This window comes from Nocardioides sp. AX2bis, from assembly GCF_902506435.1.
In the GTDB taxonomy this organism is placed as follows: domain Bacteria; phylum Actinomycetota; class Actinomycetes; order Propionibacteriales; family Nocardioidaceae; genus Nocardioides.
Genome location: NZ_LR733251.1, coordinates 1 through 15,047, shown reverse-complemented (window position 1 = coordinate 15,047; position 15,047 = coordinate 1). Strand labels below are relative to the sequence as shown.

Annotated in this window: 17 protein-coding genes; 11 read left to right on the top strand and 6 right to left on the bottom strand. The window is 74.3% G+C overall.

Annotated elements, in window-relative coordinates; all coding sequences use genetic code 11:
• Positions 1-307: 307 nt before the first annotated feature.
• From chrA to GV155_RS20325, 4 genes are all read left to right on the top strand, one after another.
• Positions 308-1,681: a chromate efflux transporter gene (gene chrA / locus GV155_RS20340; RefSeq protein ID WP_160012153.1), complete on the top strand. Its 1,374-nt coding sequence runs from the start codon at positions 308-310 to the stop codon at positions 1,679-1,681.
• Positions 1,682-1,849: 168 nt separating this feature from the next.
• On the top strand, positions 1,850-2,506 hold the full coding sequence (locus GV155_RS20335) for a SatD family protein (protein WP_160012151.1): 657 nt from the start codon (positions 1,850-1,852) through the stop codon (positions 2,504-2,506).
• Positions 2,503-3,261, top strand: a complete 759-nt coding sequence (locus GV155_RS20330; protein WP_160012149.1) for a hypothetical protein — start codon at positions 2,503-2,505, stop codon at positions 3,259-3,261. Before GV155_RS20335 ends, GV155_RS20330 begins: the two co-directional genes overlap by 4 nt.
• Positions 3,262-3,428: 167 nt before the next feature.
• Positions 3,429-3,971 carry a hypothetical protein gene (locus GV155_RS20325; protein WP_160012147.1) on the top strand — a complete coding sequence of 181 codons (543 nt, stop codon included), beginning with the start codon at positions 3,429-3,431 and terminating at the stop codon, positions 3,969-3,971.
• A 19-nt stretch (positions 3,972-3,990) separates the two neighbouring features.
• Here the strand turns inward: GV155_RS20325 and GV155_RS20320 are convergent, their stop codons facing one another.
• Together GV155_RS20320 and GV155_RS20315 are read right to left on the bottom strand one after the other, a co-directional pair.
• Positions 3,991-4,314 (bottom strand): hypothetical protein, encoded by a 324-nt coding sequence (locus GV155_RS20320; RefSeq protein ID WP_160012145.1) that lies wholly within the window; start codon positions 4,312-4,314, stop codon positions 3,991-3,993.
• A 112-nt stretch (positions 4,315-4,426) separates the two neighbouring features.
• A complete protein-coding gene (locus GV155_RS20315) occupies positions 4,427-5,065 on the bottom strand; it encodes a hypothetical protein (protein WP_160012143.1) in 639 nt (212 codons plus the stop codon).
• 170 nt (positions 5,066-5,235) lie between these two features.
• On the opposite strand from GV155_RS20315, the gene GV155_RS20310 reads away from it, so the two are divergent.
• Positions 5,236-6,765, top strand: a complete 1,530-nt coding sequence (locus GV155_RS20310; protein ID WP_160012141.1) for a PAS domain-containing sensor histidine kinase — start codon at positions 5,236-5,238, stop codon at positions 6,763-6,765.
• 26 nt (positions 6,766-6,791) lie between these two features.
• Positions 6,792-7,181 carry a DUF2237 family protein gene (locus GV155_RS20305; RefSeq protein ID WP_160012139.1) on the top strand — a complete coding sequence of 130 codons (390 nt, stop codon included), beginning with the start codon at positions 6,792-6,794 and terminating at the stop codon, positions 7,179-7,181.
• 18 nt (positions 7,182-7,199) lie between these two features.
• Here the strand turns inward: GV155_RS20305 and GV155_RS20300 are convergent, their stop codons facing one another.
• Positions 7,200-8,351, bottom strand: coding sequence for an AraC family transcriptional regulator (locus GV155_RS20300; protein WP_201300403.1), 1,152 nt, complete (start codon positions 8,349-8,351; stop codon positions 7,200-7,202).
• Here GV155_RS20300 and GV155_RS20295 point away from each other — a divergent pair.
• The 3 genes from GV155_RS20295 to GV155_RS20285 are packed head-to-tail and all read left to right on the top strand — an operon-like array spanning position 8,319 to position 11,270.
• Positions 8,319-9,827, top strand: a complete 1,509-nt coding sequence (locus tag GV155_RS20295) for a flavin-containing monooxygenase (protein WP_160012137.1) — start codon at positions 8,319-8,321, stop codon at positions 9,825-9,827. The two genes, GV155_RS20300 and GV155_RS20295, sit on opposite strands and share 33 nt — an antisense overlap.
• A complete protein-coding gene (locus GV155_RS20290) occupies positions 9,827-10,891 on the top strand; it encodes a zinc-binding dehydrogenase (protein WP_160012135.1) in 1,065 nt (354 codons plus the stop codon). The genes GV155_RS20295 and GV155_RS20290 overlap by 1 nt, the downstream gene beginning before the upstream one ends.
• Before the next feature lie 46 nt (positions 10,892-10,937).
• On the top strand, positions 10,938-11,270 hold the full coding sequence (locus tag GV155_RS20285) for a TraR/DksA family transcriptional regulator (RefSeq protein ID WP_160012133.1): 333 nt from the start codon (positions 10,938-10,940) through the stop codon (positions 11,268-11,270).
• Positions 11,271-11,288: 18 nt separating this feature from the next.
• Here GV155_RS20285 and GV155_RS20280 read toward each other — a convergent pair whose 3' ends face one another.
• The gene (locus tag GV155_RS20280; protein ID WP_160012131.1) at positions 11,289-12,458 is read right to left on the bottom strand and encodes an epoxide hydrolase family protein; all 1,170 of its coding nucleotides are present in this window, start codon (positions 12,456-12,458) and stop codon (positions 11,289-11,291) included.
• Positions 12,459-12,462: 4 nt separating this feature from the next.
• A complete protein-coding gene (locus GV155_RS20275; RefSeq protein ID WP_160012129.1) occupies positions 12,463-12,948 on the bottom strand; it encodes a hypothetical protein in 486 nt (161 codons plus the stop codon).
• Positions 12,949-13,150: 202 nt separating this feature from the next.
• On the opposite strand from GV155_RS20275, the gene GV155_RS20270 reads away from it, so the two are divergent.
• Positions 13,151-13,591 (top strand): hypothetical protein, encoded by a 441-nt coding sequence (locus tag GV155_RS20270; RefSeq protein WP_160012127.1) that lies wholly within the window; start codon positions 13,151-13,153, stop codon positions 13,589-13,591.
• Between the two features lie 48 nt (positions 13,592-13,639).
• The gene (locus GV155_RS20265) at positions 13,640-14,215 is read left to right on the top strand and encodes a hypothetical protein (protein ID WP_160012125.1); all 576 of its coding nucleotides are present in this window, start codon (positions 13,640-13,642) and stop codon (positions 14,213-14,215) included.
• Positions 14,216-14,297: 82 nt separating this feature from the next.
• Here the strand turns inward: GV155_RS20265 and GV155_RS20260 are convergent, their stop codons facing one another.
• Positions 14,298-14,873: a TetR/AcrR family transcriptional regulator gene (locus GV155_RS20260; RefSeq protein ID WP_160012123.1), complete on the bottom strand. Its 576-nt coding sequence runs from the start codon at positions 14,871-14,873 to the stop codon at positions 14,298-14,300.
• Between the last annotated feature and the right edge of the window lie 174 nt (positions 14,874-15,047).

Below are 15,047 nucleotides of genomic sequence, written 5' to 3'. Positions count from 1 at the left end.
GTGCCGGGGTGGGTGCCGGGGTGGGTGCCGGGGTGGTGCTCATGCGCGCTCCTCTGCTCGGTGGCGGGCGTGGCGCCCGGTCCTCCCACCCCAACCCGCCGGGCGGGCGGCACAGCAGGGCCGAAGGTCGCGAGGTACCGGGCAGACCGGCCCGCGATGCCCCTCGCCGGCAGCCGAGATGACGCTTGCGGACAGCCGAGATGACCCTTGCGGACAGCCGAGATGACCCTTGCGGACAGTCGAGGTGGCGCTCGCGGACAGGCGCGGCCGAGTTGACCCGGGGCCGGGCCGACCGGAGGATCCGCACGTGGCTCCCTCGTCCCCGCCGCCCACCGCCCGCGACGTGGTCCCGCTCCGCGAGGCCGCCCGGGCCTGGTTCGCCATCTCGCTGCAGACCTTCGGCGGCCCGGCGGGCCAGATCGCGGTGATGCAGCGGACCCTGGTGGAGGAGAAGCGGTGGATCGGCCAGCAGCGGTTCCTGTTCGCGCTGTCGTACTGCACCCTGCTGCCGGGTCCGGAGGCGCAGCAGCTGGCGACGTACGTCGGTTGGTTGCTGAACGGCGTCCGGGGCGCCCTGGTCGCCGGCATCCTCTTCATCGTGCCCGGGGTCGTGGCGCTGCTGGCGCTGTCCGGGATCTACGTCGCCTTCGGTGACACGACCCTGGTGGAGTCGCTCTTCCTCGGGCTGGCGCCGGCGGTGATCGCGATCGTCGTCCAGGCCGTGGTCCGGGTGGCGAGGAAGGGCCTGGACCACCCGGCCCTGGTGGCCCTGGCGGTCGCCGCGTTCCTGGCGCTGACGCTGTTCTCGGTGCCGTTCCCGGTGGTCGTGGGTGCGGCCGCCCTGGCCGGCTGGCTGCTCGGCCGGGTCATCCCGGGCCTCGCCCGCCCGTCCGCCGCGGTCGCCGACGGCGCCCCGACGCCCCTGATCAGCGACGACGCCCTGCACACCGAGCGGCCCTCCGGGCGACGGGCAGCCCTGATCCTGGCCGTCGGGCTGTCGCTCTGGGCGGCGCCGGTCGTCCTGGCCGCGCTGGTTTTCGGGCGGTCCAGCATCTACGTCGACCAGGGCCTGTTCTTCTCGGGCGCCGCGGTCGTCACCTTCGGCGGCGCGTACGCGGTGCTGGCCTACGTCGCGCAGCAGGCCGTCCAGGTGTACGGCTGGCTGGCCCCCGGCGAGATGGTCCGCGGCCTGGCCCTGGCCGAGACGACTCCCGGGCCGCTGATCATGGTGGTGCAGTTCGTCGCCTTCGTCGGCGCCTACCGGGCTCCGGGCGGGCTCGACCCCTGGGTCGCGGCGACGCTGGCGGCCCTGCTGGTGACCTGGGTGACGTTCGTGCCGTGCTTCCTGTTCATCCTGCTGGGGGCGCCGTACGTCGAGCGGCTCCGCGGCAACCGGTCGCTGGCGACCGCACTGACCGGCATCACCGCCGCCGTCGTGGGCGTGATCGCCAACCTCGGGGTGTACTTCGCGCTGCACACCCTCTTCGCCGAGACCGACCGCCTCGGCTCCGGGCCGGTCGACCTCGAGGTCCCGGTGCTCGCGTCGGTCCAGTGGCCGGCCCTGGTCATCACCGGACTGGGGTTCGCGCTGATCTTCTGGCGCGGCTGGTCGGTGCTGCGCACCCTCGGCGCGTGCGCGCTCACCGGGGTCGTCGTCGGCCTGGTGCTCTCGGCGGTCTGAGGGCTCGACACGGGGTCTAGGTTGAGGACGCCACCGCGACCCCCCGCTCGGTGGCCGCGCGGCGCCAGCCCAGCCCTTGCCGGTGCCGCGTCGTCTCGGCCACGAGCACCCGTGGCCCGCCGAGCCAAGAACCTTAACTTCACGTTAGTTCAGGCATATGCTGAACAAGTGCCCGTTCTCCACACCCTCATCGGCGACGTCGTCGACTCGCGGTCCATCCACGACCGGGCCGCGTTCCAGGACCACCTGGCCACGGTGCTGGACGAGGTCGGGGCGGTCCTGCGGCCCGCACAGCCCCTCGAGCCCACGGTCGGCGACGAGCTCCAGGGGGCGTTCACCACGGTCGCCGACGCCGTGCTGGCCTCGTTGCTGGTCCGGCTCGCTCTGCTCCCGACGTACGACGTGCGGTGCGGGCTCGGCCACGGCGAGGTCACCGTGCACGGGCGACGTCGTCCGCTGCTGCAGGACGGGCCGGGGTGGTGGACCGCGCGCGACGCCCTCGACGTGCTGGGCCGCCCGCGCCGTGCAGCGCAGCGGACGTGGTTCGTGGGGCCGGACCAGGGGCGCGTCAACGCCTTCCTGCTGACCCGGGACGCCCTCGTCGACCGGCTGGGTCCCCGGGGTCGGCGGCTGCTCGCCGCGGCCGTGACCGGCGCGAGCCAGGTCGAGATCGCGGCGACCGAGGGGATCAGCCGCTCCGCCGTCAGCCAGCAGTTCGCTCGGGGTGTCGGCGCCCTGCGCGATGCTCACCAGAGCTTCGCGGCCGACGACACCGGCCGCGCCGACGAGACCGAGACCGACGACGAGGAAGGAGGTCCTGCGTGAGCCTCGTGCTGGTCGTCCTGTGGCTCGCCGCGCTCGGCACGAGCGACCTGCTGCGGGCCTCCCACGACGTGGTGACCCCGCGCCGGCTCCTCGCCTGCCTCGGCGCGGCCGTCGCGGTGCTGCTCGCCGGCCTCGTGCTGCTCGACCCGGGGCCGGGTCGCGGGGCACTGCTGCTCGTGGTGCTCGGTGCGCTCGTCGCCGCCTGGCTGGTGTCGTCCACGGTGGCGCTCGACCCCCGCCGCACCCCGGGCCGGCGCGACGCCGCCCGCGCGGTGGCGTTCGCCTCCCTCGGCGCGGGCGGGCTGGCGGCGCTGCTCGGGGTCCAGGCCGTGTCGGCCCCGCCGACCTGGCCGGACGTCCTCGGGCGCACCCTCGCGGCCCGCTGGCCCGCGTCCGACCTGGTGGTCGCCATCGGGGTGGTGCTGGCGCAGCTGGTCACCGCGAACATCGCCGTACGCCTGCTGCTCGACGCGGTGGGCGTGCCGGCCACGACGAACGAGAAGCAGCTCAAGGGCGGTCGGGTGCTGGGGCCGATGGAGCGCATCCTGATCGTCGGGCTCGGTGCGCTCGGCGAGCTGACCGCGGCTGCCATCGTCGTCGCCGCGAAGGGCCTGCTGCGCTTCCCCGAGCTGCAGCGCGCGCAGCGCGGCCCCGAGGCGGACGGGCCGAGCGACGTCTCGGAGTACTTCCTGATCGGCAGCCTGGCCAGCTGGCTGATCGCGCTCGGCGGGGCCGCGCTGATCTACCTCGCCTGAACGTCGGGAGCCGCCCCCGGGTGGTGCCGATCCTCCCCCCGACGCACCTAGCGTCGACGTCACCTCGCCGGAGGCGGCCCACCACCGTGGGGACCTCGCCCCGGCCGGTCGCCGCGCCGCCCCGACCGGGGCCGTGGCCCGATCCCTCAGCCTCTCGGAGGACCACCATGTCCCAGCGCAACACCACCGTCCGCAGCCTTCACGACCTCGGCCTCGCCGGCTGGTTCGGCGGCTCCCTGATGGGTGCGGTCGGCCTCAACGGTGCCGCTGCCCAGGCTCAGGACCCGCGCGAGCGCCTCAGCCTCTCGGCCGAGGGCTGGAAGCGCTGGGCCCCGGTCAACGCCGCGGCGATCGGCGCGCACGCCGTCGGCGGCGCCGGGTTGATCCTGGCCAACCGTCGCCGCGTGCGCCAGCAGGACGAGGCGGCCGCCAACACCGTGATCAAGCTCGCCCTGACCGTCACCGCCGCCGGCCTCACCGCCTACAGCGGCGTGCTCGGGGCCAAGGTGCAGAAGGAGAGCGACCAGGGCGGCAAGGGCGCGACCGAGCCGTCCGCGCAGGCCTCCGCCGGTCTCGCCGCGGCCCAGCGCCAGCTGCAGGTCGTGCAGTGGGCCATCCCCGCGGTCACCGGGGTGCTCGTCGTGATGGGCGCGCAGCAGGGCGAGCAGCAGCGCCCGTCGCAGCAGCTGCGCACCCGCCTCGGCCGCTGAGCGGCTCGCGCCGGGGTCGCTAGGACGCGCCGTCGGGGCGCCGTACGACGACGGCCCCGGCGTTGTCCGGCCACCCCGGCGGCGTGGCGACCTGCTTGAGGCGGCCCACCGTCGTCTGGCCTCCGCCGGCGGAGAACGTGTCGCCCACGGCGTAGCGCGACCCGCCGTACGTCAGGTGCGTCCCGTCCCACGTGGCGTCCTCGCGGTGGGTGACCAGCAGCGAGCTGCCCAGCGTCACCGCGCCGTGGAAGACGCCGAGGCGCCCCAGCAGGATCCCGGGCAGCTGCGGCGCGCGCTCGTACGTCGTGAGCACCGCGTCGTCGGTCGGGGCGGCATCAGGCACGCCCTGAGGCTACCGGCGGTCCTCCGGCGTCTCGGTCCCGTCCCTGTCCGCAACCGTCACCTCGAGGCGCCGCAAGCGTCATCTCGGCTGTCCGCAAGCGTCATCTCGGCGGTCAGGTGGTGTGGCGGGAGCGCTCGGCGAGGCGGACGGCGGCGTGCAGGACCAGGTCGGCCTCCTCGGGGTCGGCCGCGACCTGCTCGGGCACCGCGCCCCCGAGCAGGGCGGCGGGGTGGGTCAACCACGCCCAGACCCGCCACGGGTCCATCGCCGAGGTCAGCAGCGGCTCGAGCACCGGGACGAGGTCGGCGCGTACCTCGCCGCCCGTCCCGAGCTGGAAGGCGGGGACGAGGACCTGCTCGCCCGCGGTCACCAGCAGCAGCCGGTGGGTCGCGGCGGCCTTGTGCACCGAGAACCGGGTCGCCTCGACGGTCGCCCCGCGGACCCCGGCGAGCGAGGCGTAGTCGTGCCACCTGCTCGCGAGGAGCTCGTCGCGCAGCCGGGCCTGCCGCGCCACCTGCACGAGCCCGACCGGGACGGCGTGCCGGGGGTCCGACCCCTCCTGGCGGAGCAGGAGGTCGAGCTGCTCGATCTCGGTGTCGGAGAGCGCGCGGCCGGTCAACGGGTCGGTCCACACCGCGTGGCCGTCGGCGCCGCGCTCGGCGGTGGGGAGGCCCGCGGCGGCCAGGGCGCCGGTGAGGCCCAGCAGGTCCAGGCGGTCCGCGAGGTGGTCGCCCGGGTGCTCGTGCGTCATGCACCCAGCCTGCCCCCACCCCTCGGACGCGCGGACGGCGGTGTGCCGGCCCAGGATGTGACAGGCTGTGCGGACACGTCCCAGACCCCGGCGTCCAGATACCCCTGCCGGTTGGAATCTCTCGTGGTCTCGAATCCTGCTCGTGTGGTGCACCGCCCCTGGTGCCTGTCATGAGCTCCCGCATGGAGGAGCCCAACGACATCGCCGGGGACGACCCGTGGTGGGCGATCGCTGCGCTGTCGCCCGTGAGCCTGTGCATCGTCGGCCTGGACGGCTCGGTCGTGATGTCCAACGCGGCGTTCGCCGCCATGGTCGGCCGCGGAGCCGACGAGCTGCGGGGGATGCACTTCCGCGACCTCACCCATGCCGACGACGTCGGCCGGGGGCAGGAGCTCTTCGACGAGGCCCTGCGCGGCGAGCGCACGACCTACCGGACCACCACGCGTCTCCTGGACGCCGACGGGCACGTGGTCTGGGGCGACATCTCGGTCGCCCTCGTCCGCGGCGCGGGCGGCGACCCGCAGTACTTCATCGGCCAGGTCCTCGACGTCACGAGGGACCGGGCGGACCGGGCGAAGCTGACGGAGACGGTGCGCGAGGGGGTGCGCGAGGGGGCGCGCGAGCGCACCCGCTCCGACGTGATGCTCGACAGCGTGGACGTCGGGATGGTCTTGCTCGACAGCGACGGCAGGTACGAGCGGATCAACCGCCAGCAGCAGGTGATCCTCGAGATCGCCTACCCCGAGGACCACCTGGGTCGCGCCGGGCAGTGCGGGGAGGTCTACGCCGCCGACGGTGTCACGGCCCTCACCTCCGAGCAGCAGCCGTGCTCACGTGCGGCCCGCGGCGAGGAGTTCGAGGACCAGAGGATCTGGGTCGGGGCCACGCCCGGGGACCGGCGCGCACTGGCGGCCTCCGCCCGTTCCGTCCGCGACGACCGCGGGCGACGCGACGGTGCGGCGCTGTCCTTCACCGACGTGACCGACCTGTTCGAGTCCCTGCGGGCCCGGGAGGTGTTCGTGGCCTCGGTGTCCCACGAGCTGCGCACCCCGTTGACGGTCGTGCTCGGGCACCTCGAGCTGCTGCTCGACCAGGACGAGCTGCCCGAGGAGGTGTCACGCGAGCTGCGCGTGGTCGCCCGGAGCGCCGTACGCCTGCGCGCCCTGGTCGCCGACCTGCTCGACCCCGCCACGACGATGGCCGGTGACCGCACCCGCGGCGAGATCGCCCTCGACTGCGTCTCGACGGACCTGACCGGGCTGGTCGTCGAGGTCGTCGAGTCCGCCCTGCCCGGCGCGCTGGCGGCCCACGTCGTGCTGGCGGCCCGCACCCACGGGACGACCCGCGTCGTGCTTGACCCGCACCGGGTCCGGCAGGTGGTCGAGAACCTTGTCGGCAACGCGGTGAAGTACACCGACTCCGGGGGCCGCGTGGACGTCGTGCTCGACCTGCGCGACCACGAGGCCGTGCTGAGCGTCGCGGACACCGGCATCGGCATCGAGGCCGGCGACGTGGCGCAGCTGTTCACCCCGTTCTTCCGCGCCGACCCGGCTCGCCGCCGCATATCCCCGGGCCTCGGCCTGGGGCTGGGCATCGCCCGGTCCATCGTGCTGGCCCACGGGGGCCGGCTCGAGGTGCACAGCGAGCCGGGACGCGGGTCCACCTTCGTCGCGACCCTCCCGGTGGGCGGTCCCGCCTGATCCGTGCGGGGTGGGAGGGTGTGCCGGTGAGCGAGCGCAACGTCCTGGGCGGCGAGCTGGAACCCTGCGGCACCGACCCGATGACCGGGTTCTTCCGGGACGGCTGCTGCCGCACCGGCGAGCAGGACCAGGGCAGCCACACGATCTGCGCGGTCGCCACCGTGGAGTTCCTCGACCACCAGCGGAGCATCGGCAACGACCTGTCGCGGCCGATGCCGGCGTACTCCTTCCCGGGTCTCGTGCCCGGCGACCGGTGGTGCGTCACGGCGCTGAACTGGGCGCGGGCGCACCGCGACGGCGTGGCCGCCCCGGTCGTCCTGGCCTCCACCAACGAGGCGGTGCTGAGGCTGGTGCCGCTCGAGCTGTTGCAGCAGCACGCGGTGGACGTGCCGACGGATCCGAGCGGGCTGGTCTGAGCCTGCGGCCCCACAGCGTTACAGCCGGCCTGCGGCCACCGTGCGTGACCGCCCGGCCCGCCGCACCTCCCGCGGCGTGAGCCCGAACCACCGCCGGCAGGCCCGGGTCAGCACGGCCTGCTCGGCCAGCCCGAGCAGGCCGGCGACCTGGCTGAGCGGGAGGTCGGTGTCGACGAGGTAGCCCTCGGCAGCCCGCCGCCGTTCGGCGTCGAGGACCGCGGCGAAGGTGGTCTGCTCGGCGGCGAGCCGGCGCTGGAGGGTCCGGGCGTGCAGCCCGAGCAGGCGGGCCACCGCGGCCACCTCGGGCGTCCCGGTACCGAGCAGCTGGCGCACCGCCCCGTGCACGCGGGGCGCCACGCCGTCGTCCTGCGTCGGCGACTGGCGGTCCAGGAACTCCAGCGCGAGCCGGCGCACGGTCTCGTCCCGGCCGGCCTCGTCCCGTCCGGTCAGCGGCAGCGCACCCAGGCTGCTGGGCAGCCGGAGCATCGCCGCCGGCCGGCCGAAGCGGACCCGGGCGCCGAAGAACTCCTCGTACACCGCGGCCGGCGCGGCCGGGGCGTAGGGCAGGTCGACGGTGCGCAGGCCGTACGCGCCCCCGACCAGGGTCCGGACGTTGCGGTGCAGCGAGGCCAGGCTCAGGTCGGTGCCCTGGCGCGGCGGGACGATGCCGGGCGGGGTGACGTCGAGGCGCAGGCCCTCCACCCCGCGGACGCCGTCGGGGTCGGGCACCGAGGTGATCCGCATCGCGGGGGCGTGGACGAAGAGGTAGCGCGTGCTGCAGGCCAGCGCGTCGGCCACGGTGGGGGAGTTCTCGATGGCCAGTGCCAGCGGGCCGAGCAGGGAGAGGTCCTGGCGGCGGGCGATCCGCAGGCCGAGGTCGGGCCGGTCGAGCTCGGCCGCGGCCAGCTCCAGCACCCCGGCCAGCGCGAGGTCCGGGACGAGCAGGTCGTCGGTGTCGAGCGCCGCGGGGTCGAGCCCGGCCCGGCGGGCGAGGGCATCGGGGTCCCCGCCGAGCGTGGTGACCTCGTCGCGGAACCCGCGCAACCCGGCGGAACGGATGACCGACATGTCGTCCAGAATCAAGGACTTGTCGCGCAGGATCAAGAACGAGGCCGCTCGGGGACGCAGGATGGAGCCATGAGCACCGACGACCTCGCCCTGCCCGCCCACGTCGACGTCGTCGTGGTCGGCGCCGGCCTGTCCGGCATCGGCGCGGGCTACCGCCTGCAGACCGAGTGCCCCGACCGCGGCTACCTGATCCTGGAGTCCCGGGAGACGATGGGCGGCACCTGGGACCTCTTCACCTACCCCGGTGTGCGCTCCGACTCCGACATGTTCACCCTCGGCTACCAGTTCAAGCCGTGGCGCGAGGCCAAGGCGATCGCCGACGGCCCCTCGATCCTGCGCTACATCCAGGAGACCGCCGCCGAGTTCGGCATCGACGAGCACATCCGCTACTCGACCAAGGTGGTCTCCGCCGACTTCTCCACGGCCGAGGCCCGCTGGACGCTGACGCTCGACCACCGTGGCGAGCGCACCACGATGACCTGCGACTTCCTCTACTCCTGCGCGGGCTACTACGACTACGACGACACCTACACCCCGGCCTTCCCGGGGATCGAGGAGTACGCCGGCACCGTCGTGCACCCGCAGTTCTGGCCGGCCGACCTGGACTACAGCGACCAGAAGGTCGTCGTGATCGGCAGCGGCGCCACCGCGGTGACCCTGGTGCCGTCGATGACCAGCGGCGAGGGCCGCGCCGAGCACGTCACGATGCTCCAGCGCAGCCCCACCTGGATCAGCGCCGTGCCCAGCCGTGACGCCAAGGCCGACTTCCTGCGCGCCCACCTGCCGGCGGGGCTGGCCCACACGCTGGTGCGGTCGAAGAACATCGCCTTCGGCACGGCGTTCTACCAGTTCTGCCAGCAGCGCCCGCAGCAGGCGCGCAAGCTGCTGCTCGGGATGACGATGAAGCTGCTCGGCGACGAGCAGATGGTCGCCGACCACTTCACGCCGTCCTACGACCCGTGGGACCAGCGCCTGTGCGCCGTGCCCAGCGGCGACCTCTTCAAGTCCATCAAGGCCGGGGACGCCGAGGTCGTCACCGACACCATCGACTCCTTCGTGCCCGAGGGGATCCGGCTGAGCTCGGGCCGGGTGCTCGAGGCCGACGTCGTCGTGACGGCGACCGGGCTGCAGCTGCTCGCCTTCGGCGGGATCAGCCCGCAGGTCGACGGCGAGACCGTCCCGCTGTCGGAGCAGTTCGTCTGGCAGGGCGCGATGATGACCGGCGTCCCGAACTTCGCCGTCTGCGTCGGCTACACCAACGCCTCCTGGACGCTGCGCGCCGACCTGTCGCACAAGCTGGTCTGCAAGGTGCTGAACTGGATGGACGGCCACGACTACGCCGCCGTCGAGCCCCGCCCCGACCGCGACCTCGCCGCGCGTCCGCTGCTCGACCTGGCCGCCGGCTACGTGCAGCGCTCCATCGACGCCTTCCCCCGCCAGGGGGACTCCGGGCCGTGGCGGGTGCGGCAGAACTACGTGCTGGACTCGATCACCACGCTGCGCACGAACCTGGCCAAGACCCTGGCGCCGACGCCGCGGTCGGCCGTACGCCGGGCGCAGGGCGAGAAGGTCGCCTGATGAGCACCTCCACGTCGACGCCGCGCACGATGCGCGCCCAGCGCCTGGACACCCGCACGCTGACCTTCGAGGTCACCGACGTCCCCGTCCCGACGCCGGGTCCGGGCGAGGTGCTGATGAAGGTCGCGTTCTGCGGCATCTGCCACTCCGACCTCAGCCTGCTCGACGGGACCTTCCCGGCGATGGGCCCGCCGGTCATCACCCAGGGCCACGAGGCCTCCGGGACGATCGCCGAGCTCGGACCCGGCGTCGTCGGCTGGTCGGTGGGGGACCGTGTGGTCCCGGCCGCCGGTCGCCCGTGCGGGCAGTGCCCGTCGTGCCGCCGGGCCGACCCCAGCAGCTGCACCGCGCTCGCGCTGATGGCCTTCGCCTACGACGGCGCGTGGGCGGAGTACACCGTCGCCCAGGCCGGCGGGCTGACCCGGATCCCCGACGACGTGTCGATGGAGCAGGCCGCGATCCTCGCCGACGCCGTCTCCACGCCGTACGGCGCCGTGGTCCACACCGGCCAGGTCCGCGTCGGGGAGTCGGTCGGGGTGTGGGGTGCCGGTGGCGTCGGGACCCACGTCGTCCAGCTGGCCCGCCTGGTCGGTGCCACCCCGATCGTGGCGGTCGACCTCGACGAGACCGTCCGCGCCCGGGCCCTCGAGCTCGGCGCCGACCTCGCGCTGGACTCCCGCGACCCCGACCTCGCCGCGAAGATCGCCGAGGTCACCGGCGGGGAGATGCTCGACGTCGCCTTCGACTCCGTCGGCCTCAAGGTCACCTTCGACCAGGCCCTGGCCAGCCTCGGCTCGCGCGGGCGCCTGGTCGGCGTCGGGATGAGCAGCGAGGAGTGGTCGCTGGGTCCGAGCATGTGGTTCAACCTCAGCCGCAAGGAGGTCCGCGGCCACCTCGGCTACCGCGTCGAGGACATCGGCGTGCTGGCCCGGCTGGTCTCGACCGGTCGGCTCGACCTCAGCCGCTCGATCAGCGGCGTGGTGTCCCTCGAGGACGTCGGCGAGGGGATCCGGCGGCTGCACGAGCGCGAGGGCAGCCCGGTCCGGATCCTCGTCCAGCCCTGAGCGTCGCCTGCCGGGCCCGGGGGGCGCCTGGCCCTAGGGTGCCCGGATGGACACCACCCGGCTCGCTGAGGCCGACCGCACCCTGGCCGAGCACGAGGCACACCTCGAGGCCGAGCTCGCCGCCCTGGTCGGCGGGCCCGCGGAGGCCGAGGGCATCCCCTTCGGCAAGCGGGTCGGGGAGGGGACGGCGGCTGCGGCGCACCGGATGTCGGCGGTCTCCACCCAGGAGCAGCTGCTGCGGTCGCTGACGGCGGTGCGCGACGCCCGCGCCCGGGTGGCCGACGGGACGTACGGCACCTGCGAGGTGTGCGGCGAGGAGATCCCGCCCGCGCGGCTCGAGGCGCGCCCGCACGTGTCGCGCTGCGTCGCGCACGCCTGACCTGACAGGTCCCCGGGGTCAGGTCGGGCGGAGGCCGCGGAAGAAGGTGCGGACGTCGTCGACGAGCAGCCCGGGCTCCTCCATCGCCGCGAAGTGGCCGCCGCGGGGCATCTCGGTCCAGTGCACGAGGTGGTCGCTGCGCTCGGCCAGGCGCCGCACCGGGCGGACGATGTCGTGGGGGAAGACCGCCACCCCGGTCGGCACGGCGAGCGGCCGCAGGGTCCGCCCGGCCCGGGCGGCCGCACGGTAGAGCTGCGCCGAGGACCCGGCGGTGCGGGTGAACCAGTAGGCGGAGACGTCGGCGAGCACCCGGTCCCGGTCCACGGGGTCCGCCAGCAGGCCTCCGGAGGTGAGGTCGGTCCACTCGTGGAACTTCTCCACGACCCACGCCAGCTGGCCCACCGGGGAGTCGGTCAGCGCGTAGGCCAGGGTCTGCGGGCGGGTCGACTGCAGGTGGCTGTAGCCGGCGCCGTCGCGCTGGAAGCGCCGGACCTGGTCGAGACGCTCCTCCTCGTCGGGGGCCAGCGGCCCGAGGGCGGCGACCTCGTCCTCGGTGGGGCGCTGGTAGAGCATGTTGAGGTGCACCCCGACGACCTTCTCGGGGGCCACCACGCCGACCTCGCGGCTGACGTACGAGCCCCAGTCACCGCCCTGCGTGCCGTACCGGTCGTAGCCCAGGCGCTCCATCAGCGTCACCCAGGCGCGCCCGATCCGGGCCGGGTCCCACCCGGGGCCGCGCAGCGGCCCGGAGAACGGGTAGCCGGGGATCGAGGGGGCCACGACGTGGAACGCGTCCGCCGGGTCACCGCCGTACGCGCGGGGGTCGGTCAGCGGGCCCAGGACGTCGAGCATCTCCAGCACCGAGCCCGGCCAGCCGTGGGTGAGCAGCAGCGGCAGGGCGGCGGGCTCGGGGGACCGGGCGTGCACGAGGTGCACGCGTTCCCCGTCGAGGGTCGTGGTGAGCTGGGGGAAGGCGTTGAGGCGGGCCTCCTCGGCGCGCCAGTCGAAGCCGTCCTGCCAGTGCGCGGCCAGCGTGCGCAGGGCGTCCAGCGGGACCCCGGAGGCCCAGGTGTCGTCGGGTCCGGCGTCGGGCCAGCGGGTGCGGGCCAGCCGCTCGCGGAGGTCGACCAGGTCCGCTTCGGGCACGGCGAGCCGGAACCTCTCGAACGCCGTCGGGTCCGCCGGCACGGCGTCAGGCCTCGACCGGGGGCGCCGTCGAGGGGGCGGCCTCGTCCGGGACCGGGTCGCACTGGGTGAGGGTGATCGCCTTGTAGACCTGGAACTCCTGCGAGGAGACCGCGGCCTCGGCGTAGTCCTCGGGCGGGAGCGCGGCGTACCACCGGACGGCCTCGAGCAGTTGGTCGGCCTGCTCGGACCCGTCGACCTGCTCCTCGGCGAGCGGGACCGCCTCGCCGAAACGGGCGACGGTCTCCTCGAAGTCGCCCTCGTTGAACGCGTCGATCCCGGCGCGCACCACGGCGCAGGCGGGTGTCCTGGCGGGGGCCGCCGCCCCTGGGGAGGACTCGTCCGGCTCCTGCCCGTCCGGCTGCTCCCCGTCGGTCTCCGGGGAGGACGACGGGGACGACGGGGTCGGGTCGGGTGCGGGGTCCTGCTCTGCTCCTGGGCCGCCGCACGCCACGAGCAGGGACAGCAGCAGGAGGAGGGCGGAACGACGCATGGGCTCGAGGCTAGGCGAGCGCGCCGACACCCGGGGCCATCCTTCCGGCATCCGCCTGGTGCCGGTCGGTCTGCGTCCCGCAGCAGGACACACCCCACCGTTCGGTGCCACCGCCGACCACGATGCGGCAGGGTGGTGCCTGCGCCCGGACGGGCGCGCGAACCTGATGAGGGAGTCACGAATGCGACGCAGCAGGATCCTGATGGCCACGACCGCCCTCAGCATGAGCTTCCTGGTCGGCGGGTGCGGTGGTGGCACCGACGCGTACTGCGAGGACCTGCGTTCGGCCGAGGAGCAGTTCACCGCCTTCGACGAGGGCACACCGGACGCCCAGCAGTTCGAGGACGCCATCTCGACCTTCCGCTCGCTCGGTGAGGAGGCCCCCGACGAGGTGGCCCAGGAGTGGGAGGTCTTCCTGGGTGCCTTCGACGACCTGGAGAAGGCCCTCGAGGATGCCGGCATCGAGTTCGGCGACCTGGCCGACATCCAGGCCGGCGAGCTGCCCGAGGGCCTCGACGAGCAAGCCCTGCAGGACCTCGGCACCGAGATCGAGTCGCTCGGCGGCGACGAGATCGAGCAGGCCAGCGACGCGATCGAGGAGCACGCCTCCTCCGAGTGCGACGTGGACCTCAGCGGTTCCTGACCCGGCAGCACCCAGCGGCACCCAGCAGACAGCAGACAGGAGACGGACGTGCGACGTACGAAGATGATGATGGCCGGGAGCGCGCTCGCGCTCAGCCTGGCGCTCAGCGCCTGCGGCGGGGGCGACGAGGGGTCCGCGGAGCCGGCGAGCCCCTCGGAGTCGGCCTCGGAGTCGGCCCCGGAGTCGGCGGAGACGCCGTCGGAGTCCCCCTCGGAGTCCGAGTCGGAGGCCGCGCAGGCCGGCGGCTCGTCGGACTACTGCCAGCAGCTGGAGTCGGCGAACAAGCAGTTCACCGCCCTCGCCACCGGTGACCTGTCGCAGTTCGACGCCGCGATCACCACGCTGCAGGACCTCGGCGACGCGGCCCCGGCCGAGATCGCCGATTCCTGGAAGCAGGTCCTGGCGCCGCTGAACCAGCTCGAGACGGCGCTGGGCGAGGCGGGGCTGACCTTCGACGACCTCGAGGGGCTCAGCCGCGGCGAGATCCCGCCGGGCGTGGACCCGCAGTCGTTGCAGCAGCTGGCCACCGAGGTCCAGGGCCTCAGCAGCACCGACGCCGCCCAGGCGCAGCAGGAGATCAGCCAGCAGGCCTCCGATGAGTGTGGAGTCGACCTGGGTCAGTGACCCTCGGCGTCCACCCGGACGCACGCACCACTGACACGGGGCATCCCGGCCACCAGCCGGGGTGCCCCGTCGTGGTGTCCCGTCACGCCCCGGCCGGCCGCGCCCGGTGCAGGCACTCCTGGAGCAGGTCGAGGTAGACCGCGACCGCGGCGTCGTCGTCGGGCTCGGCCGACCACGCCGACCACGCCGTACGGGTGGCGGCGAGGGCGAGCTCGACCGTCAGGTCGGCGCCCAGCGGGTCGCTCGGGTCACGGTCGCGCAGCCAGTCGCGCAGGATCCCGGCCAGCTCCTCCCCGAGCTCCTGGGCCCGGTGGTCCAGGGCGCGGTCCGCCCCGACCAGCCGATGGCGCCGGGCGACCTCGTCCTGGCCCGCCCGGGTGAGGCCGAGGAGCACCGCGGAAACGGCGTCCCACGCCGCGAGCCCGGCCGGCTGCTCGGCGACCAGGGCGGCCAGCCGCTCCTTGTCGGCGGGGGAGGGGTCGAGCACGACGCCCTCCTTGGTGTGGAAGTAGTTGAAGAACGTGGTGCGCGAGACCCCGGCGGCGGCGGCGATCTCCTCGACGCTGACCCCGGCGTACCCGCGCTCCTCGAAGAGACGCCAGGCGGCCTCGCGGATGTCGCGGCGCGCCGCGTCCTTCTTCTGCTCGCGCAGTCCCACTGTCCACCTCCTCCGGGCCCTCCCGGGCCGCTCCGGATCCGGTGCCCGGTCCGGGAATGAAACGAGCACCCGGGAAAGTTGTACCGCGTACACCTTTGCCGCACCAGGTCCCGGGCCCCGCACCGGCCCGGACCACGCCAGACCAGGAGCCCCGCGTGACCCAGACCCCCACCG